Here is a 21164-nt window from a genome sequence, read left to right on the forward strand (position 1 = left end):
ATCACTCCGTCCCGACCAATAATCCCAATGACTTAGGCCATTTCCGCAAGGAGTGGCCTTTTTCATGTGCGTGACTTTTGCGTGACTTCTTAGGTTTTTACGCCTGCCTCCTCTTCAGATTTGTCAGCACCGGCCCACGCGAGTCCGTCGCTGTGGCTTTGTTTGCCGCTTCTATCAGTTGCCAGCTCGTAAGCGTTCCGAGAACACACATTGCGAATCCCAGCATTCAGGTGGCCAGTGCCGACTGCTTAAGCGGTCGACTTCACCGGAAATGCTGGGCTCACTGTGCGCCAACGAACTTCTTGAAGTCGTTAGGCTTTTACATACACCCATGCCGTCAACCCGGAGACAAGCCCCACTGCAACACGCTTGTAGTCGGAAACCTCGTAGGCATCCGCTGCACGTAGCTCTTGTGGGGTTATCTGGAAGACCATGCCTGGAACAGTCTCCTCAGGGTTTGCACTAGGGATGACAATTGGATGGTGTGTTTTCCCGCTAGTGGCAAGCACCTCCGGGTCAGTAATTTCAACGTAGGACTCTTTGTAACCGGCCATGTGATCCAGCTGCCCTGCTAGCTCTCGGCCAAAGTTGGCGACCTGAACGGCCTTGTCCTGCAAGGTGCCATAAGAAAACAGCAAAATTTTAAAATCCTGATGCAACGTCATATTTCTTCCTTTCGGTTATCCATCACAAAGGCAAAACGTCCGCTTGGTTAGGACGCTAAATCCGGCGCCCAGCAGTGTGGCAGAAGCAGGCTTATATCAGTCGCACGGTGTGTCGGCGAGCTGTTTCAGCTCTGCCTCGATAGCTTCAAGGTCTGTATCGAGCAGGTCATCCAGCAAGCTGCCCTGAGCCGGGCTAATTTGCTCGCTGCGCTTGGCAAACTTGTGGCGTTTGAGAAGGGCGATTTCGTAGGTCAGCTGTTCAATGACGGTTTCATCGTTCCGGATCTTTTTGCTCATCGCCTCGACTTGGGACTGTAATTGCAACGCCTGTGCCGCCAAGGCACAAAGCTATTCCGGGGTCATCTGGTCGAGATTGGACGAGAAAGTCATGCCGCCGATTGTGCCAGAGCAGGCACGAAACGACGACACGCAGACCGGCCAAATGGCCGGCGGTTAGAGCACGCTGATCACACCGCCTGAGCCGACTCGCTGCCACGGCAGGCCCAGTGTAAGCGTCCTGGGAAGTCACATTGCGATGGCCTAGCTGCAACCCTTTTAGGGTGAGGTCACTGCTTCGTCCACACCATAGTCTGAACAGTAATATGCGGATGACTTTCCAATGGCTCCCATTCATCCAGGAAGACAAACCCCTGTTTCAAATAGAAGCTTGAGGCTCTAACGTTTTCAGGAGAGACATCCAGAAAAACGCCGTCAAAACCTCTCTCAGTGGATCGAGCCTTTACGATATCCACCAGTTCTTTTGCGATGCCAGCCCCCCGAGCTGCGGGCTCAATCCACATCCCAATCAAATTGAAGCGCTCTGACTCACTGACTGCGGCACCGACCATCCCGACGGGCCTGCCTTCTTCGAACGCCAGCCAGAACTCGGTTCCCGTAGATGAGGCTCTTTGTTTCCACTGGTCGCAGTCATAGTCAGCAGCAGTCTTGTAACTGACGCCAAAGGCTGTCGGCGTATCCAGAAGCGCGGCAAGCCTGACGCGCTTGAGTAGCATCCAGTCGTTCTCGCTTGTTGCTCGAATTCGCATATCTGTCCTTAGTATCGTTTGTCCGTGAGGGTACGGGAAATAGGCCTCGCGCAGATCAGCCACCTATCCAATGATGCGGCAGCAGTTGTTCGATCTGACTTGCCTTTTGCGTTGGCAGCCGCGTCAGTACATCCTTGAGATAGGCATACGGATCATGCCCATTCATGCGCGCCGACTGGATCAGACTCATGATAGCAGCCGCCCGTTTGCCACTGCGAAGCGATCCGGCAAACAACCAGTTTGAGCGCCCAAGTGCCCATGGTCTGATCTGGTTCTCCACTTGGTTATTGTCGATGGGTACAGCACCATCGTCCAGGTAGCGCGTTAGCGCTACCCAGCGTTTAAGGCTGTAATCCAGGGCTTTGGCTGTTGCCGATCCGTTGGGCACCAGATCACGCTGGGCCAACATCCAATCATGCAGCGTTTTGATGATCGGGGCTGCCTTTTCCTGGCGTATTCGCCAACGATCCTCAGCGCTCATGTCCCGAGCCTGGCGTTCAACTTCGTACAAGCCGCCAATCGAGTACAGCGCTTGTTCAGCCAGCTGGCTTTTGTTCGCCACGTGCAGATCGAAAAACTTGCGACGGGCGTGGGCCATGCAGCCAATTTCGGTGATGCCTTTCTCGAAACCGGCTTTGTAGCCAGCGAAATCATCGCATACCAGCTTGCCGCTCCACCGCCCAAGGAAGTTGCGCGCATGCTCGCCTGCACGACTGGGACTGAAGTCATAAACCACAGCCTTGAGCGCCGAAAACGGCGTGGTGCTGTAGGCCCAGACGTAAGCGCGGTGAGTTTTCTTCTCGCCTGGCGCTAGCATCTGAACCGGAGTCTCATCGGCGTGGATCACGCCTTGGGCCAACACTTGTTTACGCAGCGCATCGACCAGAGGTTGGAGTTGTACGCCGGTCTGTCCGACCCATTGCGCCAGTGTCGAGCGAGCAATAGCCAGCCCGGCCCGAGCAAAAATCTTCTCCTGCCGGTACAGCGGTAAATGGTCGGCGAACTTCGCCACCATCACATGGGCCAACAGGCCTGCGGTCGGAATGCCCTTGTCGATCACTTGGGCCGGCACCGGCGCCTGGATCAGTGTTTCGCACTGGCGGCAGGCCCATTTTCCACGCACATGCTGCTCGACGGTGAACACGCCGGGTGTGTAATCGAGCTTCTCGCTGACGTCTTCGCCAATGCGCTGAAGTTGGCAGCCGCAGACGCACTGGGTGTTTTCTGGCTCGTGACGGATCACTGTACGTGGGAACTGCGGTGGCAGCGGCGCACGCTTGGGTTTCTGACGTAGCTTGTCCGTCGCAGGTGGCGGATTGACCGCCTTTAGCTCGGCCTCGATGGCCGCGATATCAGTGTCGAGCAGATCGTCGAGCAAGCTACCTTGGTCAGGGCTTAGCTGTTCGCTGCGCTTGGCGAACTTGTGTCGCTTGAGGATGGCGATCTCATGAGAGAGTTGCTCGTTGACCGTTTCAAGGCGGTGGATTTTCTGGCTCATCGAGTCGACCTGGGACAGCAACTGTAAGGTCTGTTCGGCCAAGGCACGTAGCTGTTCCGGTGTCATTTGATCGAGATTGGGCGAGGAAGTCATGCCGCTGATTGTGTCAGAGCCGGAAGTCAGCAGCGATAAACCGATGGGCTAATGGCAGGCGTTACAGCACTGTGATCAAGCCGCCAGCACCGACCCGTTGCCATGGCAAGCCCAGTACCAAAGCCTGAAGTTGCTCGTTATCGAGTTCGACCTCCGATCCGTGCCGAATGCCGGGCCAGTGAAACTTGCCTTGATTCAATCGTCGCGCCGCCAGCCAGATACCCACGCCGTCATGCACCAGAACTTTCATCCGATTGGCGCGGCGATTGGCGAACAGATAAGCGCAGTGCGGCTTCGCCGCACCGAACACCGCAATGACCCGGGCTAACGCCGTTTCGGTGCCGGCGCGCATGTCCATCGGTTCGGTGGCGAGCCAGATCGCATCGATTCGAATCACCGCAATAGGTCTCGCAGAAAGGAGGCACAGGCGGCAGCGCTTTCGGTCGGCCAATTCACTTTGACGGTGCCACGCGAATGCTGGATTTCAACGCAGATGCTCGATGACGGAGCCTGCGAATGCCCTCCGGCGAGCTGCAAAGGTAGAGGAATGAAAGCAGGTTGCAGCTCCAGAGCTTTGTTAGTTTGTACCCGAATCCATTTATGGACGAGGTTCGCGTTAAGGCTGTGGTGCTGCGCGACGCTGGCAATCGACGCGCCGGGCTGAGCGCACTCTTGGACTACCTGGGCCTTGAAGGATTTGGAATAGGATCGGCGTTGTGGCTGCATGGAAAGACCCCCTTAAAGGCTAGAAATGGTGTCCACCTAAATTAGGTGGACACCATCGCCTCTGGCGTTGGGGTCAGCAAGGTGAGTTGGCCGGACGCTTACGCCAGCTCTGCACCAGAGTAGGTGGTCTTGTGTCTCAGAAACGATTTCCGATCTTCCTCTGTTGCACCTGCCGCTTTCAGGCGCCTGCCGAAGGTGTGCTTCAGGTCGTCTTTGACCAACCTCAAATCATCAGTACATTTGTTGATTACTATTTCTGGCACTTTTCAAAGCGAATATCACCTTCTGGTAAGGTCTTCACGGGCTGCCAGCCGAGGTTTCGATAGAAGCCACTCGCACGGCTAGCCTCAGCTGTTTCTAACCAGATAGTCTGGTGGTGTTGAAATAGGAAAGTCTCTGCTTTATCCATCAGTTTGCGCCCTAATCCGTTCCCTTCGAATTCGGGTAGAACGAAAGCGGCAAACACACATCCGTCTTCGACATTGGCCATGGAAAAGCCTACAGGGGCACCATTGACCTCGGCGACCCAAGCGCATGGGGCCTCTATAATTGCCTGTCGTATCGTTCTAGGAGTAATCCCGATTTCCGCGAGCTGATCAAGGGATAAGTGATTTTCGTGAACGCTGGTTCGAATATCAAAAATGGCATCGATATCCGCTAGGTTGGCGAGTCTGATTGTTTTTTCCATGATCTCCTCCTTTATAGTCCCCCCTCGAATGAGAGTATCCTTTCACAGCTGGCGCAATCAACGGTGGCCCCATTTGTACGGCAGTAACTCCGTAATCTTACTCGCCCACTGCATCGGCGGCCGTGTCAGCAGGTCTGCTCCCCTGTGCGTCAGGATCCCGCATTTTTCGCGCTGCGGCAGAGTGTGGTTACGAAGGCTGGATGAGTGGACAGGAGGACAGATCCGCTGCCGTTAGCCTTCAGGCAGGGTGGTACCGCATACGAATTCCTTCGAGCCAAGGCGGTGTGACCCGTACTCAACGACGTAGCCATCACCAAGGCGCTCCGCCTCCGCCTTGGCTGTCTTCTGGTCTGCATAGACGTCGACAAAATGCCATGGATGCCTATCCCGAAGGACGCCCCACCCAAGCACCCAGCCTTCTTTGGCGGGGTCTGGAGGCAGGTTTTTCGCTAAGCTGCGGATGCCCATATAGCGGTCCTCTGAAGCGATAGCTATTAAAGCGCCGGATTCACGATTTTCTACAGCATTGAGGATCTTAGTTCCATATACGCATAGTGTGCTCGCGGTTCTACGCGCATCCCGGTATCGTCTATTGAGACGATCAACTCAAATCCAGACGTCGTTCAAAGCCGTCCGCTCACCGCCTTCATGGCCGGTATTCACCACGCCGCGTGGCTCGATCATCATCAGTTTCGCTTCCCCCTGCGCCGCTGTCCTGTGTTCCACCCCACGTGGCACGACATACAATTCGCCGGGGTTCACATAAACGCAGCCCTCTGGCAGATCGATGCGCAAGGTGCCTTCAAGCACAAGAAACGCTTCATCGGTCTCCGGGTGCGAATGCCAGATGAATTCACCTTCGATTCGCACGACCTTGAACTGGTAGTCGTTCATTTCCGCGACCACCCTGGGGCTCCACTGCTGTTCAATCAGTGAAGCCTTCTGGGTCAGGTTCACAGGGCATGATGCGCGTTGCGTGTTGGCGTCGGACATGACGGATCCTCTGTAGTTGAGGTGATCAGCCTATCCAACCCAACGCACGCCGCTCTTGTACGATCCTGCAAGTCAGCGGGAAGGCCGCAAGCGTTCCAGCCAGCGCAATGGCGACACGCCATAGCTGCGGGTGAAGTGCCGTGTCATGTGGCTCTGATCGTGAAAGCCAGCAGCCAGTGCTGCATCGACCAGCGTGAAGCCATCCAGCATCAGCCGCCGAGCAGTGTCCAGGCGCCGCAGCGTGACAAAGCGGTAGGGGCTGGTGCCATAAAGGGCGCGGAAGTCGCGTGACAAGCTCCATTGCTCGCGGCCGCTGGCCTGTTCGAGCATCTCCAGGGTGATGCCCTGTTGAAGGTGTTCCATGATGAACGCCCGGGCGCGCTCGGCCGAGCGGTAGTCCAGGCGTTTGCGGCCGCGTGGCTTGCCGCCGACCGCACGCAGCGCCATGGCCAGGTCATAGACGGCGTCCTGCTCCTCCAGCGTTTCCAGTGGGTGATCCAGTGCCTGCACGAAGGCTTCACTGGCGCGGTACAGGCGCGGGTCGCGGGTCAGCCCGCCGGCAATGAAGGGCAATGGCTCACCGCTGAGCACGTTTTGAATCAGCGCCGGGTCGATGTAGGCCATCCGGTAGCGAAAGCCCGCATCCGTACCGGCCATACCATCATGGACTTCGTCAGGGTGGAGGACGAGCGTATTACCTGGTACGCCGTGGCACAGCGCCCCCTTGTAGTGAAAGCTCTGCACGCCGGCGAGGGTGCGGCCGATCGAGTAGGTGTCGTGACGATGCGGGTCGTAGCCATGGCTGCCGAACCATGCTTCGATCCGTTCTACGCTGCCAGGTTGAGCGCTACGTATGACCCAGTCCGAGGTGGCAGCGGGGCTTGCTTTTCGTACCATGAAGGGTCTTTCCTGCGAGTTACCTCGCGTGATGGTCACATGAAAACGGTCGCCTTTCTGTAAGGCCGCTCTCAGCCAGAGGCCCTGAACCTCTAAAGCAGATCGGCGTTCCCATGTGCTGTCTGAAACGAGGTGTCGCAGACAGCGCATGGAACACGCCAACGAGACCATGGCGGCGTAGCTTTATGCAAGCTTGTCGAAGCACGTGACATTTCGGAGGCTTTCTTTCAGCCAGCCGAACATGCACTTGGGTCAACATCCCACCGATCCAGCCTGGCCGCCCACGTAAACACTGCAAATGTTTGCTGGGTACCGCACCAACTCAGAAGTAACTGGTTAGCCCGGCAAAGTACGCCCGGCCAGGCACGTAATAGCTGGTCATGTGCTTTAAAGCTTACTCAGCCGAAGCTAAACCGTTCTCGATGCTTCGCAAGATACATTCGATTTCCATCGCTCAATTGGTTGATTCTTGTGAATTCGTATAATCGCAAAATATGGCGTTCCTCTTCCTTCAGCTTGTCACTGATAAGAATGTCACCATTTTGCGAAAATGAAATTAGCCCGGAATCAAACAAGCAGTCGATGTGTGCTGCTAAAAGCAGGCCATTATCGGTATCTAAACGTTCGGCATTATCAGCTAGGCTCCACGCGTGTATATGAGAGGCAACCAGTAGATTGGGGTTTTGTAGGCCGGTGAGAGCGCATTTGCCAGCCCAGCGGCCTAGCAGTCCTAATCGAAATGCCCCCTGACCAACCCTCGCTTCGATCAGCGCCGTTCTAGTTGTAATGCTTACTTTGTGAGATGAGCCGGAATCAATTATGCGATTTTCATACTCGGCTAGAGTCCCAGTTTGCTCAAGAAGGAATTGGCCAGCATCAGCAGGCAGACAAGCCATGTAAATCTGATTGATACCGCTGGCACTATTGAATAGTCGAGGTTTAGTGCGAGGGTCAAATCGCAGCATGTAGATCTCAGCAATGTCCTCGCTGCGTATCGGGCGCTTCAGCTCGTTGTAAGTAATGTCGACGCGATGACCTTCATTCTGCCACTCTTTGAATGACGAACGTGGAGGACGTTCAGCTATGTACGGGTTGCACTGAGCTGTCGCGATACCCCGGATGTAATTGTCGTGATAGCAGAAAATCAAATCACCGGGCTTGACCCTGGCGACGTTATCCCAGTGAACTCGGAATTGCACCTTTCCATGCTTGGATAGTGAGCTGAGAGGAGCCCATAGAAACTGACCGTTTTTGGCTTCCTTGTGGGTGGCGCCGAGGTTTACCCAAAAAAATTGCATCTCGCGTCCTAAATGCAGGCTTATCGCAGTGACTTTAACGCGAGTTCTTATGAGTAGAAAGGAAATTTCCTACAACGAATATAGAAAAAGTAGGCAACCTTGATGCCTCGGCAGAGATCTTTGAGGCAGGGTAGACGATGTGCAAAGCGACACGTGTCGGCGTTTTTGGTCTGAACTCCATCAAGCGGAGCGGAATGACGGGGTGCCCCCGATACTGGCCGCAGTAATGTCGCAGCGTCTTAGCCGTTTTCGGCGAGCAGCCATTTGCAGCGTCCTCACGGACGAAGATGGGTCTAACGGCATCACAAGACGATTGGTCGAGTGGTAGTTGTCTAAGGCGAGGGAGGAGAGTATGCGCTGGTGGTTGAATCGTAGGAGCTGCTTTGCGGCCTTTAGCGGGCAAGCTAGCCCCAAAAGGACTGCGCTTAGCCCGCAATGATGAACACTTTCAAGTTTTCTTCATGCCCAGTTCGGCATCGCCGAGCAGCGCCTTGGCCAGGGCACAGAGGTAGTGCGAGGCCCAAAGCAACTGGGGTTTGTCTTCCATCAGGCCGTCGATGGACAGGTCGCGGGCATAGCCCATTAGTTCTGAGGCTTGTTCGCGGGCGCTCTGTCAGGGGATGCCGGGTTCGACACGGAACAGTGGATGGGTCTGGTTTTCACCTTGGTAGAAGGTGGTTTTGCCGACAGTGAAGCTGGTTTCTTCTGTGGCCATTGCTTGATTTCCCTGAAGTTGTAGATGCCCTTAGTGCCGCGTTCCCGGCTCAGTCGGCATTTGCACCTGCGCCAATGCCACCTCAAGCAGTCTGCGCAAGGTTTCAAGCTCGTGCATCAAGGTCATGATCAACAAGGAGGAGGGCGATTTGGGTTGCATCAACATCGCCTGCTGGGCAACGGCTTCGGCACAGAGTGCGTAGTCCGCGGCCATCATGAGGGTGTCCTCCAGGGAGTGAAAGTTGTGGGGTGGATCGGGGACGATCTTGAGCATGGTGTAACTCCAACGTAAGAAGATGGAGCTACCGCAACCTTGCTGTCAAACAAGAAGGTGGCAGCTGTACGCGGGTTGACAGACCGAGACGTTGGCACTCGGCGCACCAGAGGGTGCCCGCACGCACAGCCACCATAAAAGTGTGCACATGAGGACAACGACGACGGTCTGTCAAAACCGATCGCTGAATTAGCAGCGACCGGCCGAGACTAGAATCCACGTTGACCATGCGCAACGAAAAACAGGCGCCGTGAGTATCTTTGGGAAATGCCCTACAAGAAAGGGGCTGAATCTGATTTTTCTGCCGTTAGGCGTAACTGCATGTATCGCGCAAACTCCGGCAACCAGCTCTCACGCTTCGACAAGCTCGCCGGTTCTCATGTACAAGTCACTCATTGCATATGGAAATCAACCGGAGGGAGCATGCTGTCGATCCACCCATTAGCGCCAAGTGAATGGCGAGTCTACCGGGACCTACGTTTGCAGGCCCTGCGCGACTCACCCGATGCCTTCTCAAGCCGCTACGAACATGAGGCTGCCAGAGACGATTCAGACTGGGCAGCACGTATCTCTGCAGCTGTCACTTCCACCAGCGCACAGGTCTTGATTGCCTATCAACACACTCAACCCTGTGGCTTGGTGTGGTGTAAGTCCTTGGACGCTGAACCCCCTGTCGTTGAGCTTTTCCAGATGTGGGTAGCCCCGTCGTCACGCGGAACAGGCGCCGGAAGAGCTCTACTCGATGCCGCCACCGCCTGGGCTGTATCGCGCGGTGCGCAGCGTGTCTGTTTGGGTGTGACCCTCGCAGACAGCCCGGCGATGCAGTTGTACCAATCAAGTGGCTTCCGCCCAGTCGGGGAACCTGAGCCGTTGCGTCAAGGCTCGGCTTTGACGTCACAATCCATGGAGCTGCACTTGAAGCGCCCTGGATAATGCAGGCCTGAAGCAGCACCGACCCCGATCCAGGCGTCCTACTCCTCCGGCGTGTTGTGTACTTCGTCACGTTGGCCGCTTAGCAACTGCATCATTCCGCCAATGTTCAAGTGAACTTTGTCACCTACCGTTTGACCCCGTCCTTCTACCAATCGAGGCTTTTGAACTTGCCCTTGATGTAGCACTGGGAGCTCTTACGCAGGTAGTGGCATCCTGCTGCTTTTTTGGGAAGAGATAATCTTGGCCAACCTCCTCACGTCTGATCAGATCCAGTTAGCGTATGAAGTGGCGATGCGTGTACATGACCGCAGCCTTACCCTGAGGCAGGGGGTCGAATGCTTGACCAGGGAAGGAGTGGGTACGACTTACGCTAACGACTTGATCAATGTCTATCGGATCATGCGCCGTGGCAGATGCTACCATCGGGCGATTAATGTGCCGACGACGGTGCTCTATCTGCAGGGTATCTTCAGAGACGCCGGTGAAGAAGCGCTGGGGCAGGCATTGACTGCTACGAGACTGCACATTCAGTACTATGAGCAACTCAGGGGTGTGACACTGCACCGAATTCGAGAAGCCGTGGAGCATTCGGAGCTGTTGATAGACCACGCTCAGGGTGCAATCGCTCAGTACCGTAGGGTGCACGACGCTCAAGTCCAAGTGGCGTTGAACGATACAGCCGTGGCGCGCCAAGCCAGGTTGGCGAAGAAAAAAGGGGCGGCGCCCGTCAAGTTCACCACGACCTCTACTTACTTCCTCAGGGATCCCGATGTAGTGGCCGAGGCTCTTCACAGGGCTGACGGTTTATGCGAGGTTTGCCAAAAGCCTGCGCCCTTCAAAAGGAAATCGGACGCGAGCCCTTATCTTGAAGTCCATCACATCGTCAGGCTGTCGGATGGCGGCCTGGATGATTTGGGTAACGTCTGTGTAGTTTGTCCCAACTGCCATCGCCAGGCGCATTTCGGCTGAGCGCCATGCGCCACCGAGTTGCTATCCACCTAACCCAGAATTCGCCTAGAAGCGCGAATTTAATGCTGTTCACTTAAGTTACCCATCGCCTGTAGTGGGGCCGCTTTGCGGCCCATCGCGGCACAAGGCCGCTCCCACAATGTTCGCGCATGCCCTGTAAATGGGGGCATCGGTGGAGCGGCCCCGGCATTCTTAAGTGCAGCCGCCGCGCCCCTTCAGGGTGCGAAGTGGCCTGGAACACAGCCCTCATGCACCAGTAGTGAGCGTCTAGGGGTAGCCACTACCCGGCATTGCGCTTGGATTACAGTTGGCCTGGAAGTTGCTGGCATTTTGATATCTGTGTCGCTTATGGTGAACTTAATGTCGCTTTCAAGTAGTTCCATGCAGTTGTCATCTAGCGAGCGGGGCTGGCTGCCCTGGTTCGGCAAAGCCGGCAAGTTCAGCATGAGTTGGGCGTGCCGCCTCAATCGTTCGAACTATGTAGAAATCGAGCAGACGTTCGAAGCCATTGCCCAGACGCGGGTGCAATTGCTGCACAACTGGGCGCGCGAACAATGGGATCACCTGGCAGAGTTGGCGGAATGCCTGGCAGTAGACTTCGCTCATATTCAGCCCTCGGCATTACTCGACAAGCTGGCACAGGCCGAAGATTTTTCGGAACTGAGTGTGATTGACTGCACGGGCAACGTCAGGGTATCCACCTGGCCAAAGCGTGGAAGCACGCAGAGCGAGCAGCTCGCGGCGTTGGCCCATGGCCTGAAAGCGCCATTTCTTCACGGGCCCTACAGCGACCCGTTGACCTTGCAGATCGGCCCATCCTCGTCGCGTTTTCACGATGAGGTGACGCTGATGTTCTACCAGCCGATCAGGCACGCGGGCAACGTCCTGGGCTGCCTGTGTGGCCGGGTCCCCAATGATGTGCTGGGCGACCTGATCCAGCGCGAGGCCGGGCATATTTATGCCGAGTCGGGCGACAACTATCTGTTTATGGTGCAATCGCGTTTCGACCCGACCGTGCAACCAGGCACCGCCTTGTCCCGTTCGCGCTTTGAGGACGGGACGTTTACTCATGGCGAAAACCTCAAGAGTGGCGTGCGTACGCCCTGGAGCACTGTGCAGGTGCAGCGCCATACCGAGCTGGAGCTGCGCTTCACCGACCCCGCGACGCGTGAGCTGCACCCCGGCGTGCGGGAAACCATCCGGCGTGGCGCCAACCTGTTCGTGACTTACCCTGGTTATTCGGACTACCGCCATGTGCCGGTGGTCGGCAAGGGCGTGACCTTCCAGTTGCCAGGGTCGCTCGACCGTTGGGGCATGATGTGCGAGGCCGACTTGGAGGAGGTCTATCGCCGCCGTTCGCTGAGCTACCGGCTGATGAAACCCTACGTGGCGACCATGGTTGGGCTGTTCGGCTGTAATTACCTGGTGCAGCATTACGCCGGATTGCCACAGGGGGTGAACGACGCCATCCAGGCCCTCAGCATGGTCGGTGCTACGCTGCTGTTCGGCGTGCTCGGGCCAAGGCGCCTGGCGGCCAGGTTGAACGGCATGAGCGGTGTGCTGCGTACCATCGCCGAGGGTGAGGGCAACCTGCGCCAGCGCCTGGACACTGGCGCCCTGGCCAATGACGAGAGTGGCGACATGGCGCGCTGGATCAACAGTTTCATCGACCGCCTGGACGCCGTGGTGGGGCAGGTGGTCAAGGCCAGCCGCACGGTTGGCAGCACCAACCAGATGATGCTCGGGCGCAGCCAGGAAGCGAGCGTGAGCTCTGTCGAGGTGGCCGATGCGGTGCACCAGATGATGATCATCATGGAGGAACAGCTCGGTGAGCTGCAGCAGGCTTCGGTCAGCGCCGAACACATGAAGCAGGCCATGGACGAGGTGGTCAGCCGCGCCCGCGAGCAGTACCTGGCTGTGCAGGCAGGCACCCAATCGATTCGCGATGTGGTGGCCCGCTCGGCCTCCAGTGTGCAACTGCTCGACAGCCGCATGGCGCAGATTGGCAATATCACCGGGCTGATCAGCGACATTACCAACCAGACCAACCTACTGGCGTTAAATGCCGCCATTGAGGCGGCACGGGCGGGCGAGCATGGCCGTGGGTTCGCGGTAGTGGCGGATGAAGTGCGCAGTCTGGCGGCCCGCACCGCGCGGGCGGCCGACGATATCCGGCACATGGTCGAAGGCCTGCAGAACGAAACGCAGCAGGCGGTGAGTTTTATGGAGGAGGGGGTGCAGAATGTCGATGATAGTTTGCGCCTGGCCGAGGATGCGTCGTCGGAGAACGTGCAACTTCACCAGGCGGTGGAGGGCATGTTCGCCATCATCCAGCAGCTCAACCGCCGCAGCATCGAGTACGGCAAGACCATCGAACAGGTTAACCACTCCTCCAGCGAGATGCGCCAGACCGCAGTGGTGCTGCAAAACAGCGCGCAGAAGGTAAAGGTGGATGCCGGTAAGCTGCAGAAGCTGGTGGGGCAATTCGAGGTCAGCGGTGATGGCGAACGGGTCGCTGCTGCTTGAGCGCTGATGGCGCCTCACACAAGTAACCCAGAATTCGCGTAAAAGCGCGAATTCTGGGTTGTGCGCTGCCAATTAGAAGTAAGTAGTTATCCCCGCAAAGTACGCCCGGCCAGGCACGTAATAGCTGGTCGAGTCATCACGCGGGTCTTCATCCAGCAGGTTCTGCACGCCGACATTCAGGGTAAGCCAGTGGGTGGCTGCCCAGTTGGCGGTCAGATCGTACGTGGTGTATGGCTTGACGAAGTCGGTACCCAGGCCGCGTTGCTTGCCCACGTGCTGAGCTGACAATTCGGTACCGATCCGTTCGGTGATCTGCCAGTCGATGGCGCTGTACAACGACAGCTTCGGCGAGCTGATCAGGTCTTTACCGGTCGACAGGTTGCGGCTTTCGAGCATGTAGGTGGCGTTGGTGCGCCAGCTGGCGTTTTCCCACAACGGCACTTTGGTGCTGCCTTCCCAGCCGCGGGTGCGGGCTTTGTCAGCATTTTCCAGCATGGTCCACCAGCGGCCCTGGAAATACCCCAGCGGCGCATACTCGATTTTGTCTTTGAAGTCGGTGTGGAAGTAAGTGAGGCTGGCTTCCCAACCGTCGTGGTCGAAGGAGACGCCAATCTCTTTGTTGGTGCTGATTTCCGGACGCAGGTTCGGGTTGCCTGCCATCCAGCAACTGCCGGTCACATAACCCAGCGGGCGCAATGATGTACAACCGCGACCGCCAGAGTTGGTCGCCGCGCCAGCACTGCCTTCTTTCAGGCTGGGGGCACGGAAGCCGCGTGACACGCCACCGCGTACGGTCCAGTCAGGGTGAGGGTGATACACCACGTAAGCACGTGGGCTGTTGTGGTTGCCGTACTCGTCGCTGTGGTCGAAGCGGTTGCCCAACGTCAGCGATAGGTTGTCGAGCAGAAACAGCTCGTCCTCGATGAACAGCGCAGAATAGTCGCCCTCAAGCTCCGCGCCGCCCACCACTGCCCCTTGGTAATCAACCGGTACGGTGCCCAGGGTGTCGGTGTTGGTCAGTTGCTCACGTTTCCACTGGCCGCCTACGGTGAGGCGCTGGTTTACCAGCAGGTCAAACGGGATGTTAAGGCTACCCTCGACGATTTTTTCTTCGGAGTTGGCCTTGCCCTCGCTGAGTTCGTTGTTGAACTTGTTCAGGTAAGCGTCGATACGCGAGGTACCAAAGCCCCAGTCGCCGTGGTGAGAGACCACGAAGCTATCACGGGTCAGGCGCCCGGCACCGAAGCCCTCACCGACCGTATCACCCCAGTCGCCAAAGGTTTTCTTCGACGACCACGAGCGCTCCACGCCTTGGATAGCCTCGAAGGACAACTCATGGTTGTCGTTGATCTGCCAATTAAGCAAGGCATTGACGCTGTGGTCTTTGGAACCGCCGGCGCCGTCGTTGTAAACGAAGTCACCTAGTGCATCGAGGCGCGGCTCGGCTTCGTCGGCAGCGCGCCGAGTAAGGTTGGCGCCCAGGCGCAGCCCCAGGGAGTCGGTGACAGGGCCAGAGAGGTTAACGCTGGTCTGGTTGGTCTGACCGCGGTCGGAGTCTTCTGGGATCGTGGTATTGACGTTGAGCGAGCCGCTCCACTCACGGGATACCTTGCGGGTGATGATGTTGATCACACCACCCATGGCGTCCGAGCCATACAACGACGACATCGGCCCGCGCACGATCTCGATCCGCTCAATCATGTTCGGCGAGATCCAGTTGATGTCCTGGCGACCCAGATCACGGCGGTAGTTAGTGTCGGCGGAGCTGCCGATGCGTTTACCGTCCACCAGGATCAAGGTGTATTTGTCGTCAAGGCCGCGCAGCTTGATCTTCGACTGCTCGCCCACGGGGCCGTAACCCCCTGTGACGCCGGGGATGCGGCGTAGCAGGGTGTTCAGGTCGTAGACCGGCTGGCGCTCGATCTCTTCCCGGGTGATAACGCTGACGCTAGCCGGTGCATCTCGCACATCCGTGCCGCCGCCCGTGGCGGTGACGAACGAGGCTTGCAGTTCTGTGGGGGGGAGCGGTTCAAGCTCGTGAATTTCCTCGGCCTGCACCGCAGTCGCGGCGAGCAGTGCGACGGTGAGCAGGGCACGGGAAAAAGGTGGGAATGGCATCGTGTAACTGTCCTTGTCGAGCGGTTGGATTCCAGGGGCAGAATGCAATCGGGGCGGGACATTAACGCAAACGAGAATCATTTAAAAGAAAATGTGAAAAATAATTTACCTAGAATTTACAAAAATTGACTGTGGGGAGGGGGCTTGCAGACAGGGGATGGCCAGGCGGGTACCTGTATTCCTGGGCGCTGTATGAGTCCGTGGTGGTAATTGAGTTGCTGGGCCGCTTTTGCGGCCCTTCGCGGGGCAAGCCCGCTCCCACAAGTGGTTACTTTTGAGTTGTCATCATGCCCAGTTCGGCATCGTCGAGCAGGGCCTTGGCCAGGGCGCAGAGGTAGTGCGAGGCCCAAAGCAACTGGGGTTTGTCTTCCATCAGGCCGTCGATGGACAGGTCGCGGGCATAGCCCATGAGTTCTGAGGCCTGTTCGCGGGCGCTCTGGCAGGGGATGCCAGGTTCGATGCGGAACAGTGGATGGGTCTGGTTTTCACCTTGGTAGAAGGTGGTTTTGCCGACAGTGAATCGGGTTTCTTCTGTGGCCATTGTTTGATTTCCCTGAAGTTGTAGATGCCCTTAGTGCTGCGCTCCCGGCTCATTCGGCATTTGCACCTGCGCCAATGCCACCTCAAGCAGTCTGCGCAAGGTTTCAAGCTCGTGCATCGAGGTCATGATCAACAAGGAGGAGGGCGACTTGGGTTCCATCAACATCGCCTGCTGGGCAACGGCTTCGGCACAGAGTGCGTAGTCCGCGGCCATCATGAGGGTGTCTTCCAGGGAGTGAAAATTGTAGGGTGGATCGGGGACTATCTTCAGCATCATTTGGTCCTCAATGGAGCGACCAGCGCTTGCTGTCAAACAAGTGGAGGCAGCTGTGTATGGGTTGACAGACCGGTGAAGACCAAACCGGCGCACACGAGGTGCCCCACACACAGCCGCCATAGGCACAGCTGGGTGTTTGGTCGTCATCAGCCTGTCAAAGCTAGTCGTTGATGTGCAACGACCGGGCGAGACTAAAATGCTGATAAAACGACCGCAACGAAAAACAGGCGCAGCGAGTATCTTTGGGAAATGGACTACAAGATAGGGTTTAAATCTGATTTTTAGGCCGTTCGCCGCAACAACTTGCAACGCTCGGGCTTCGAAACTAACCCGTGACAGGCATTCAAACCAAGGAAGGTCATGACTAACTTAAAATCCGCAAGCTCCCTCTTGTTGTTGCTTGCCATGACCACCCTGGCCGCGTGCGTCCCCTGGAAGCGCGAACGCGCCGCCTACGCGGACCTCTGCCAATCCGGGTTCCAGTTCAAAGTACCTGGCCCGCAAGGCGAGACCACCCTCTACCTGGAAACGTACCTCTATGACCACGCCGCCCAGTGGAGCGACCGGCCATTTTCGCAAGGCCTGCACGTCAACTACCCCGGCGAGAAATACTCGCGGCCGGAGTTCTACGTACAGCTCATCGCCTACAACAAAAACCGCCAGCGCCCCTCGTCCACCTCCAACCGTGGCGAGCCGCCGATCCCGATCCTGTACGACAGCCGCCAGGCCTATATCACTTTCGAAGACGGCTCGCGTCTGAATGCGCGGCCAGAGGTCTACCTGGGCATCGACAAGACCTACGACTTTCCGCTCGTGTACCCGTCCTCAGCACGCCCGTCGCCCTACGACATCAACAGCGACGAAGTGCACCGCAACATCCCTAAAATCACCAACAACAAACGCTACGGCTCCGCCTATGTGATTTTCCAGACGGACAAGTTCAACGCCGATGCCAAGTGGACCATTCACCTGGGCGCATTAGAGGCCCAAGGCCGAAAACTGCCGATCCCACCCATCGAGCTCTGCTACCACCCCGTGAAGAAGTGGATCGGTATCGAGCCTTTGATGCGGCCATGAAGTAATGCATTGACCGACAATGCAAAGCCTGTGTACTGCGAGCCGGTCTTCACCGCGCAGGCGTGAGCGGCCAGCGTCGCACATTCGCTTGAACTGCCCAACTGCAGGGGTGCCTAACGTTCATCAACCTGAGGGCAGTACGATGACTGAGCGCAAAGACGATACGCAACAAAGCCAGGTACCGGCGCATTCCACGGAAGAGGAAAAGGCCAAGCTCAAGGACAAGAACAAGGACGGTATCCCCCCGGGCGCTGAATGAGGCCGGGGCGTTCGGTGTAGTCGTGCACCCCGGTTTGAAGCGCCAATAGGCGCTGCGGGGGCACGCTCTCTCTATTGAGGCGTTGGCACGCAAACTGGAGAACTATCATGGCAATTGATCACAACGGCCCCGATGCGCCCTATGCAGGCCCAGAAGAAAAAGCACCTGACGTCGGCGCGGCCCATGGGTCAGGGCTGGAGCAGACTGAGTCTGAACCCAAACAGGGCGCGGGCGAAAAATGGTCCGAGAAACGACCGGAAGACTGGAACCCTCCACCCGGCGACCCAGGCTCGGGTCAGGACGCCCAGGATGACGCGGCGCAAAAGGCTGGCCCTGATGAAGGCGAAGTACCATTGCCGGCGGACGATGAGTCGCCGATTGAGGAAGAGATGAGGGATGTCGACGCCAACAATTCAGTGTCCAGCGAGCATCCGTAAGCTCGCTGGGTGACCCAGCGTTTCTTCCGAGGCGTACAGCGATGAACAGTGACCACACCGCGCAAGGCGGCAGCAACCGTGACCTGCCCACTTCGCCCGACCCTGCCGTGAACCCGGACAGCCCTACAGTCCCGAACCCTGATGACGACCCGCTGATGAATGAGCAAGAGGGCGCAGATTGGCCAGCGCGTGATGACGCCACGGACGAGGAACGGCAGAGCGTTGAACAGCCGTATGAGTATCAAGCCCCTCGTAAACGATCGGATTGAACGTTTCAGCACGCTGTACCGTCGGTACTTCCAAGTCGTTTGCATTTGGAGGTACTCACCATGAAATACCGCGCACTTGGCAATACCGGCCTGCTGGTTTCGGAACTGGTCATCGGCACAGTCCCGTTCGGCGGCCGGGGCGCATTCGAAAAAACCGGCAGCGTGGATGTAGCGCTGGCCAGGCGCATGTTCGACATGGCCTTCGACGTTGGGCTCAACCTGGTCGACACAGCGGACCTTTACTCCCACGGTCTGGCCGAAGAAATCGTCGGCCAGGCGCTGGGGCAGCGGCGCCAGTCGATCATACTGGCCACCAAAGCGCGCAGCCCGATGGGCGACAACCCCAACGACAGCGGGGCTTCGCGCTATCACCTGATCCGCGCTTGCGAGGCGAGCCTCAAGCGCCTGGGCACCGACCATATCGACCTCTACCAGATTCACAATTGGGATGGACTCACGCCAGTTGAAGAGACGCTTTCGGCGCTGGAGCAATTGGTGCAAAGCGGCAAGGTGCGTTATTTCGGTACCTCCAATTACACCGCGTGGCAGATGATGAAAACCCTCGGCACCGCCCAGCTCAAGGGCTGGCAGCAGCCGGTCGCCCAGCAGATCTACTACACCCCCGAGGCGCGCGAGGCCGAGTATGAGCTGCTGCCGATGGCGCTCGACCAGGGCATCGCCACACTGGTGTGGGGGCCGCTGGGGGAGGGGTTGTTGACCGGCAAGGTACGGCGCGGGCACAAGACGCCGAGCGGCACGCGCCAGGGCAATGGTTGGCCAGAGCCCTACGTGCACGACCAAGAGCGCGCGTACGACATCATCGAGGCACTCATCGAGGTGGGGCAGCGCCATGGCTGCTCGCCGGCGCGGGTGTGCCTGGCCTGGCTCAAAGGCCGGCCCGGTATCACCAGCGTGATCACGGCGGCGCGCACGGCCGAGCAGTTGCACGATAACTTGCAGGCGGTGGAGCTGCTGCTGACCGCCGAAGACCAGCAATTGCTCGAACGGGTGACGCGGATTGCGCCGCAGTATCCGTACTGGCACCGGATTGCGGCTGGCATGGACCGAATCGACCCGGCCGAGGCGCCATTCATTGAGTTGCATCGGCAGACCATGAAGCAGCAGAAACAGTAATAGCTTGCGCCATGAGGCGGTGCCTGGGCGTACAGGTGCCACCTCTTTCAGGTCACGATGCCCGTGGGGCTCCCTGACGGTTAGTCGTTGTGGTCGGCTACTCGCCCTCCTGCGCTCAATAAGTGCGCGTGCAATTGCGAGGTCAGCATTTCAATCCTCTCGCTCATCTGCTTGGTGGCTTCGGTCAAATGGGTATTCACCTCCAATAGCTGCTGCAATTGTTTACTGTGCGTCTCAGCATCGCGCTGGCGGCGTTGGTTGGCCATGGCAATGGCTTCGCGGTGGCGGGCATCTGCCTCGGAAGAGGCCTTGTCACGATCGGCCTGGCGGGTTTGAGCGAGCAGAATCAGGGGCGCTGCATAGGCCGCCTGTAAGCTGAACGCCAGGTTGAGCAGAATGAACGGGTAGGGGTCGAAATCGGACAGCCCTGACAGGCTGATGCCCACCCAGATCAATACCACGAGTGACTGTGACCCTAGAAACAAGGGCGTGCCAAAGAAGCGAGCGAAGGCTTCTGCCTTGCGGGCGAACGCGTCGTTGCCAAACACTGGTTGCATGTGCGCATGGGCGCGGTGAAACCTGAGATGGTCGACGTGTTCGGAAGCCTCGGAGACAGAGGGCTGTGCAGGTTTGGAAGGGTCCATCGGCGGGCTCCGGATGGCTGGGGCATGTCCAAACTAGCTTAGCCCGCAGCTACGCAATGGCCGCATGGCCTAAAGTTCAGTAAACCGCTTCACTGAAAAGGGTGTCGTAATGGCCAAGTTGCACGTGTTGATTGCCGCAGTAACCTCAATGGCGCTGTTAGTGGCCCCTGGCGCTTCGTACGCCGACCCGGGAAACGGTAACGGCAATAACAAAGGGCACGGGCAAGGTAAGGGGCAGGGCCAGCATTCCCAAGGGCAGGGCAATCCTGGCGGTAAAAAGTCGAGCTCGGGTGGCGGTGACTGGCACGGCGGGCCAGCAATCGACCGAGGCGATGTGCTGGGCATCTTGAGTGGCCATCGCAGCTATTGGAGCCCAGGCCCTGCATTGCCGCCTGGCATTCAAAAGAACCTGGCGCGCGGCAAGCCGTTGCCGCCGGGTATCGCCAAGAAGCTGGATGGCCGGTTGCTGGGGCAACTGCCTCATTATGATGGCTACGAGTGGATGCAGGCGGGGGTGGACTTGCTGCTCGTGGCGGTCGCGACCGGGATCATTTATGAGGTTGTGAACGGGGCGTTTGATTGAGTTGCCGCAGTTAAAGCGGCCAGCGACGCATCTGGCTTGATTGGCGCCCCCATAGCGTTGCTGAATTTAAATGAGAAGGGAGAATTATTGCACATGGATTTGAAGGTTCAATTAGATGGAGTTCAAGCAAGGATACAGGGCCGCGTTCTCCAGACGGTGGCGTAAATTTTGGGAGTGCCTGAAGTATGCTGTGCTCGCCGCGATTGCGCTTGCTCGTTCCTTGTGGTTGGCGTTTTTCGCTATGATCTTGAATATCTGATGCTTTTGACAGTGACCGTGCCCATTTTTGGTACCTTGGCAGTCAATTCATTGGTTAATTATGTAAGGGTTGGCTGTGCGGAAGAACGTGTGGAAGAGCAACGCATGCATACACCGCTTATTAATCTCGAGCATTTGGGCAAGGCCGTAGCTCGGCATCGAGCTTAGGATGCAAAGTAATAGGACTTGGCTCAAGTGGCTAAGTGCTCTGGCGTGGCTCGGAAGAGCCACGACTACTGATGTTAATA

23 protein-coding genes and 2 pseudogenes are annotated in these 21164 nt (G+C 57.6%); 8 read left to right on the forward strand and 17 right to left on the reverse strand.

Annotation, left to right across the window (positions count from 1 at the left end):
* Nucleotides 1–311: 311 nt before the first annotated feature.
* From NP534_RS16865 to NP534_RS16920, 13 genes and pseudogenes are all read right to left on the reverse strand, one after another.
* Nucleotides 312–665 carry a gamma-glutamylcyclotransferase family protein gene (locus tag NP534_RS16865; protein WP_274099454.1) on the reverse strand — a complete coding sequence of 118 codons (354 nt, stop codon included), beginning with the start codon at nucleotides 663–665 and terminating at the stop codon, nucleotides 312–314.
* Between the two features lie 117 nt (nucleotides 666–782).
* Nucleotides 783–1004 (reverse strand): annotated as a pseudogene (locus tag NP534_RS16870) (transposase domain-containing protein); the annotation flags it as partial.
* A 227-nt stretch (nucleotides 1005–1231) separates the two neighbouring features.
* A complete protein-coding gene (locus NP534_RS16875; protein ID WP_221102310.1) occupies nucleotides 1232–1711 on the reverse strand; it encodes a GNAT family N-acetyltransferase in 480 nt (159 codons plus the stop codon).
* Nucleotides 1712–1766: 55 nt separating this feature from the next.
* The gene (gene tnpC, locus NP534_RS16880; protein WP_274099455.1) at nucleotides 1767–3302 is read right to left on the reverse strand and encodes an IS66 family transposase; all 1536 of its coding nucleotides are present in this window, start codon (nucleotides 3300–3302) and stop codon (nucleotides 1767–1769) included.
* 61 nt (nucleotides 3303–3363) lie between these two features.
* Nucleotides 3364–3699, reverse strand: a complete 336-nt coding sequence (gene tnpB, locus NP534_RS16885) for an IS66 family insertion sequence element accessory protein TnpB (protein ID WP_020352221.1) — start codon at nucleotides 3697–3699, stop codon at nucleotides 3364–3366.
* Nucleotides 3696–4028: an IS66-like element accessory protein TnpA gene (tnpA, locus tag NP534_RS26810; RefSeq protein ID WP_443201082.1), complete on the reverse strand. Its 333-nt coding sequence runs from the start codon at nucleotides 4026–4028 to the stop codon at nucleotides 3696–3698. The genes tnpB and tnpA overlap by 4 nt, the downstream gene beginning before the upstream one ends.
* A gap of 250 nt (nucleotides 4029–4278) precedes the next feature.
* Nucleotides 4279–4716, reverse strand: coding sequence for a GNAT family N-acetyltransferase (locus tag NP534_RS16890; protein WP_274099456.1), 438 nt, complete (start codon nucleotides 4714–4716; stop codon nucleotides 4279–4281).
* A gap of 231 nt (nucleotides 4717–4947) precedes the next feature.
* Nucleotides 4948–5184, reverse strand: coding sequence for a hypothetical protein (locus tag NP534_RS16895; protein ID WP_274099457.1), 237 nt, complete (start codon nucleotides 5182–5184; stop codon nucleotides 4948–4950).
* A 138-nt stretch (nucleotides 5185–5322) separates the two neighbouring features.
* Nucleotides 5323–5709 (reverse strand): cupin domain-containing protein, encoded by a 387-nt coding sequence (locus NP534_RS16900; RefSeq protein ID WP_047581975.1) that lies wholly within the window; start codon nucleotides 5707–5709, stop codon nucleotides 5323–5325.
* Nucleotides 5710–5781: 72 nt separating this feature from the next.
* Nucleotides 5782–6606, reverse strand: a complete 825-nt coding sequence (locus tag NP534_RS16905; RefSeq protein ID WP_186665672.1) for an AraC family transcriptional regulator — start codon at nucleotides 6604–6606, stop codon at nucleotides 5782–5784.
* Nucleotides 6607–7004: 398 nt separating this feature from the next.
* A complete protein-coding gene (locus tag NP534_RS16910) occupies nucleotides 7005–7904 on the reverse strand; it encodes an HNH endonuclease (protein WP_274099458.1) in 900 nt (299 codons plus the stop codon).
* A gap of 448 nt (nucleotides 7905–8352) precedes the next feature.
* A pseudogene (locus NP534_RS16915) lies at nucleotides 8353–8619 on the reverse strand (DUF3077 domain-containing protein).
* A 30-nt stretch (nucleotides 8620–8649) separates the two neighbouring features.
* A complete protein-coding gene (locus tag NP534_RS16920) occupies nucleotides 8650–8892 on the reverse strand; it encodes a hypothetical protein (protein WP_274099459.1) in 243 nt (80 codons plus the stop codon).
* A gap of 423 nt (nucleotides 8893–9315) precedes the next feature.
* Between NP534_RS16920 and NP534_RS16925 the strand changes: the two genes are divergently transcribed.
* The 3 genes from NP534_RS16925 to NP534_RS16935 all read left to right on the forward strand — a co-directional run bounded on the left by NP534_RS16925 (nucleotide 9316) and on the right by NP534_RS16935 (nucleotide 13320).
* Entirely contained in the window at nucleotides 9316–9825 is a 510-nt protein-coding gene (locus NP534_RS16925) for a GNAT family N-acetyltransferase (RefSeq protein WP_274099460.1), read from the forward strand.
* Nucleotides 9826–10065: 240 nt separating this feature from the next.
* Nucleotides 10066–10794 carry an HNH endonuclease gene (locus NP534_RS16930; RefSeq protein WP_274099461.1) on the forward strand — a complete coding sequence of 243 codons (729 nt, stop codon included), beginning with the start codon at nucleotides 10066–10068 and terminating at the stop codon, nucleotides 10792–10794.
* Nucleotides 10795–11154: 360 nt separating this feature from the next.
* Nucleotides 11155–13320, forward strand: coding sequence for a methyl-accepting chemotaxis protein (locus tag NP534_RS16935; RefSeq protein ID WP_274099462.1), 2166 nt, complete (start codon nucleotides 11155–11157; stop codon nucleotides 13318–13320).
* Nucleotides 13321–13392: 72 nt separating this feature from the next.
* Here the strand turns inward: NP534_RS16935 and NP534_RS16940 are convergent, their stop codons facing one another.
* From NP534_RS16940 to NP534_RS16950, 3 genes are all read right to left on the reverse strand, one after another.
* Nucleotides 13393–15438: a TonB-dependent receptor domain-containing protein gene (locus tag NP534_RS16940; RefSeq protein WP_274099463.1), complete on the reverse strand. Its 2046-nt coding sequence runs from the start codon at nucleotides 15436–15438 to the stop codon at nucleotides 13393–13395.
* Between the two features lie 268 nt (nucleotides 15439–15706).
* Nucleotides 15707–15979, reverse strand: a complete 273-nt coding sequence (locus tag NP534_RS16945) for a DUF3077 domain-containing protein (protein WP_274099464.1) — start codon at nucleotides 15977–15979, stop codon at nucleotides 15707–15709.
* 30 nt (nucleotides 15980–16009) lie between these two features.
* Nucleotides 16010–16252: a hypothetical protein gene (locus NP534_RS16950; RefSeq protein WP_274099465.1), complete on the reverse strand. Its 243-nt coding sequence runs from the start codon at nucleotides 16250–16252 to the stop codon at nucleotides 16010–16012.
* Nucleotides 16253–16615: 363 nt separating this feature from the next.
* Here NP534_RS16950 and NP534_RS16955 point away from each other — a divergent pair, with 363 nt between their 5' ends.
* From NP534_RS16955 to NP534_RS16970, 4 genes are all read left to right on the forward strand, one after another.
* The gene (locus NP534_RS16955; RefSeq protein WP_274099466.1) at nucleotides 16616–17332 is read left to right on the forward strand and encodes a hypothetical protein; all 717 of its coding nucleotides are present in this window, start codon (nucleotides 16616–16618) and stop codon (nucleotides 17330–17332) included.
* Nucleotides 17333–17698: 366 nt separating this feature from the next.
* Nucleotides 17699–18028 carry a hypothetical protein gene (locus tag NP534_RS16960; RefSeq protein WP_186659779.1) on the forward strand — a complete coding sequence of 110 codons (330 nt, stop codon included), beginning with the start codon at nucleotides 17699–17701 and terminating at the stop codon, nucleotides 18026–18028.
* A 41-nt stretch (nucleotides 18029–18069) separates the two neighbouring features.
* Nucleotides 18070–18297 (forward strand): hypothetical protein, encoded by a 228-nt coding sequence (locus NP534_RS16965; RefSeq protein ID WP_186659777.1) that lies wholly within the window; start codon nucleotides 18070–18072, stop codon nucleotides 18295–18297.
* A gap of 60 nt (nucleotides 18298–18357) precedes the next feature.
* Nucleotides 18358–19431: an aldo/keto reductase gene (locus tag NP534_RS16970; RefSeq protein WP_274099467.1), complete on the forward strand. Its 1074-nt coding sequence runs from the start codon at nucleotides 18358–18360 to the stop codon at nucleotides 19429–19431.
* 80 nt (nucleotides 19432–19511) lie between these two features.
* Here NP534_RS16970 and NP534_RS16975 read toward each other — a convergent pair whose 3' ends face one another.
* A complete protein-coding gene (locus NP534_RS16975; RefSeq protein WP_274099468.1) occupies nucleotides 19512–20075 on the reverse strand; it encodes a DUF1003 domain-containing protein in 564 nt (187 codons plus the stop codon).
* A gap of 109 nt (nucleotides 20076–20184) precedes the next feature.
* Here NP534_RS16975 and NP534_RS16980 point away from each other — a divergent pair, with 109 nt between their 5' ends.
* Nucleotides 20185–20658, forward strand: a complete 474-nt coding sequence (locus tag NP534_RS16980) for an anti-virulence regulator CigR family protein (RefSeq protein WP_274099469.1) — start codon at nucleotides 20185–20187, stop codon at nucleotides 20656–20658.
* Nucleotides 20659–21164 lie beyond the last annotated feature (506 nt).

It is taken from the genome of Pseudomonas sp. 39004 (genome assembly GCF_028682155.1).
GTDB classification, from domain to species: domain Bacteria; phylum Pseudomonadota; class Gammaproteobacteria; order Pseudomonadales; family Pseudomonadaceae; genus Aquipseudomonas; species Aquipseudomonas capeferrum.

Coding starts and splice junctions, on each gene's coding strand:
- NP534_RS16895 (WP_274099457.1), bottom strand. CDS start 5,184: ATGGGCATCCGCAGCTTAGCGAAAAACCTGCCTCCAGACCCCGCCAAA.
- NP534_RS16945 (WP_274099464.1), bottom strand. CDS start 15,979: ATGGCCACAGAAGAAACCCGATTCACTGTCGGCAAAACCACCTTCTAC.
- tnpA (WP_443201082.1), bottom strand. CDS start 4,028: ATGCAGCCACAACGCCGATCCTATTCCAAATCCTTCAAGGCCCAGGTA.
- NP534_RS16875 (WP_221102310.1), bottom strand. CDS start 1,711: ATGCGAATTCGAGCAACAAGCGAGAACGACTGGATGCTACTCAAGCGC.
- NP534_RS16980 (WP_274099469.1), top strand. CDS start 20,185: ATGGCCAAGTTGCACGTGTTGATTGCCGCAGTAACCTCAATGGCGCTG.
- NP534_RS16920 (WP_274099459.1), bottom strand. CDS start 8,892: ATGCTCAAGATCGTCCCCGATCCACCCCACAACTTTCACTCCCTGGAG.
- NP534_RS16865 (WP_274099454.1), bottom strand. CDS start 665: ATGACGTTGCATCAGGATTTTAAAATTTTGCTGTTTTCTTATGGCACC.
- NP534_RS16960 (WP_186659779.1), top strand. CDS start 17,699: ATGGCAATTGATCACAACGGCCCCGATGCGCCCTATGCAGGCCCAGAA.
- NP534_RS16890 (WP_274099456.1), bottom strand. CDS start 4,716: ATGGAAAAAACAATCAGACTCGCCAACCTAGCGGATATCGATGCCATT.
- tnpC (WP_274099455.1), bottom strand. CDS start 3,302: ATGACTTCCTCGCCCAATCTCGATCAAATGACACCGGAACAGCTACGT.
- NP534_RS16970 (WP_274099467.1), top strand. CDS start 18,358: ATGAAATACCGCGCACTTGGCAATACCGGCCTGCTGGTTTCGGAACTG.
- NP534_RS16955 (WP_274099466.1), top strand. CDS start 16,616: ATGACTAACTTAAAATCCGCAAGCTCCCTCTTGTTGTTGCTTGCCATG.
- NP534_RS16965 (WP_186659777.1), top strand. CDS start 18,070: ATGAACAGTGACCACACCGCGCAAGGCGGCAGCAACCGTGACCTGCCC.
- NP534_RS16910 (WP_274099458.1), bottom strand. CDS start 7,904: ATGCAATTTTTTTGGGTAAACCTCGGCGCCACCCACAAGGAAGCCAAA.
- NP534_RS16940 (WP_274099463.1), bottom strand. CDS start 15,438: ATGCCATTCCCACCTTTTTCCCGTGCCCTGCTCACCGTCGCACTGCTC.
- NP534_RS16905 (WP_186665672.1), bottom strand. CDS start 6,606: ATGGTACGAAAAGCAAGCCCCGCTGCCACCTCGGACTGGGTCATACGT.
- NP534_RS16925 (WP_274099460.1), top strand. CDS start 9,316: ATGCTGTCGATCCACCCATTAGCGCCAAGTGAATGGCGAGTCTACCGG.
- NP534_RS16950 (WP_274099465.1), bottom strand. CDS start 16,252: ATGCTGAAGATAGTCCCCGATCCACCCTACAATTTTCACTCCCTGGAA.
- NP534_RS16935 (WP_274099462.1), top strand. CDS start 11,155: ATGTCGCTTTCAAGTAGTTCCATGCAGTTGTCATCTAGCGAGCGGGGC.
- NP534_RS16975 (WP_274099468.1), bottom strand. CDS start 20,075: ATGGACCCTTCCAAACCTGCACAGCCCTCTGTCTCCGAGGCTTCCGAA.
- NP534_RS16900 (WP_047581975.1), bottom strand. CDS start 5,709: ATGTCCGACGCCAACACGCAACGCGCATCATGCCCTGTGAACCTGACC.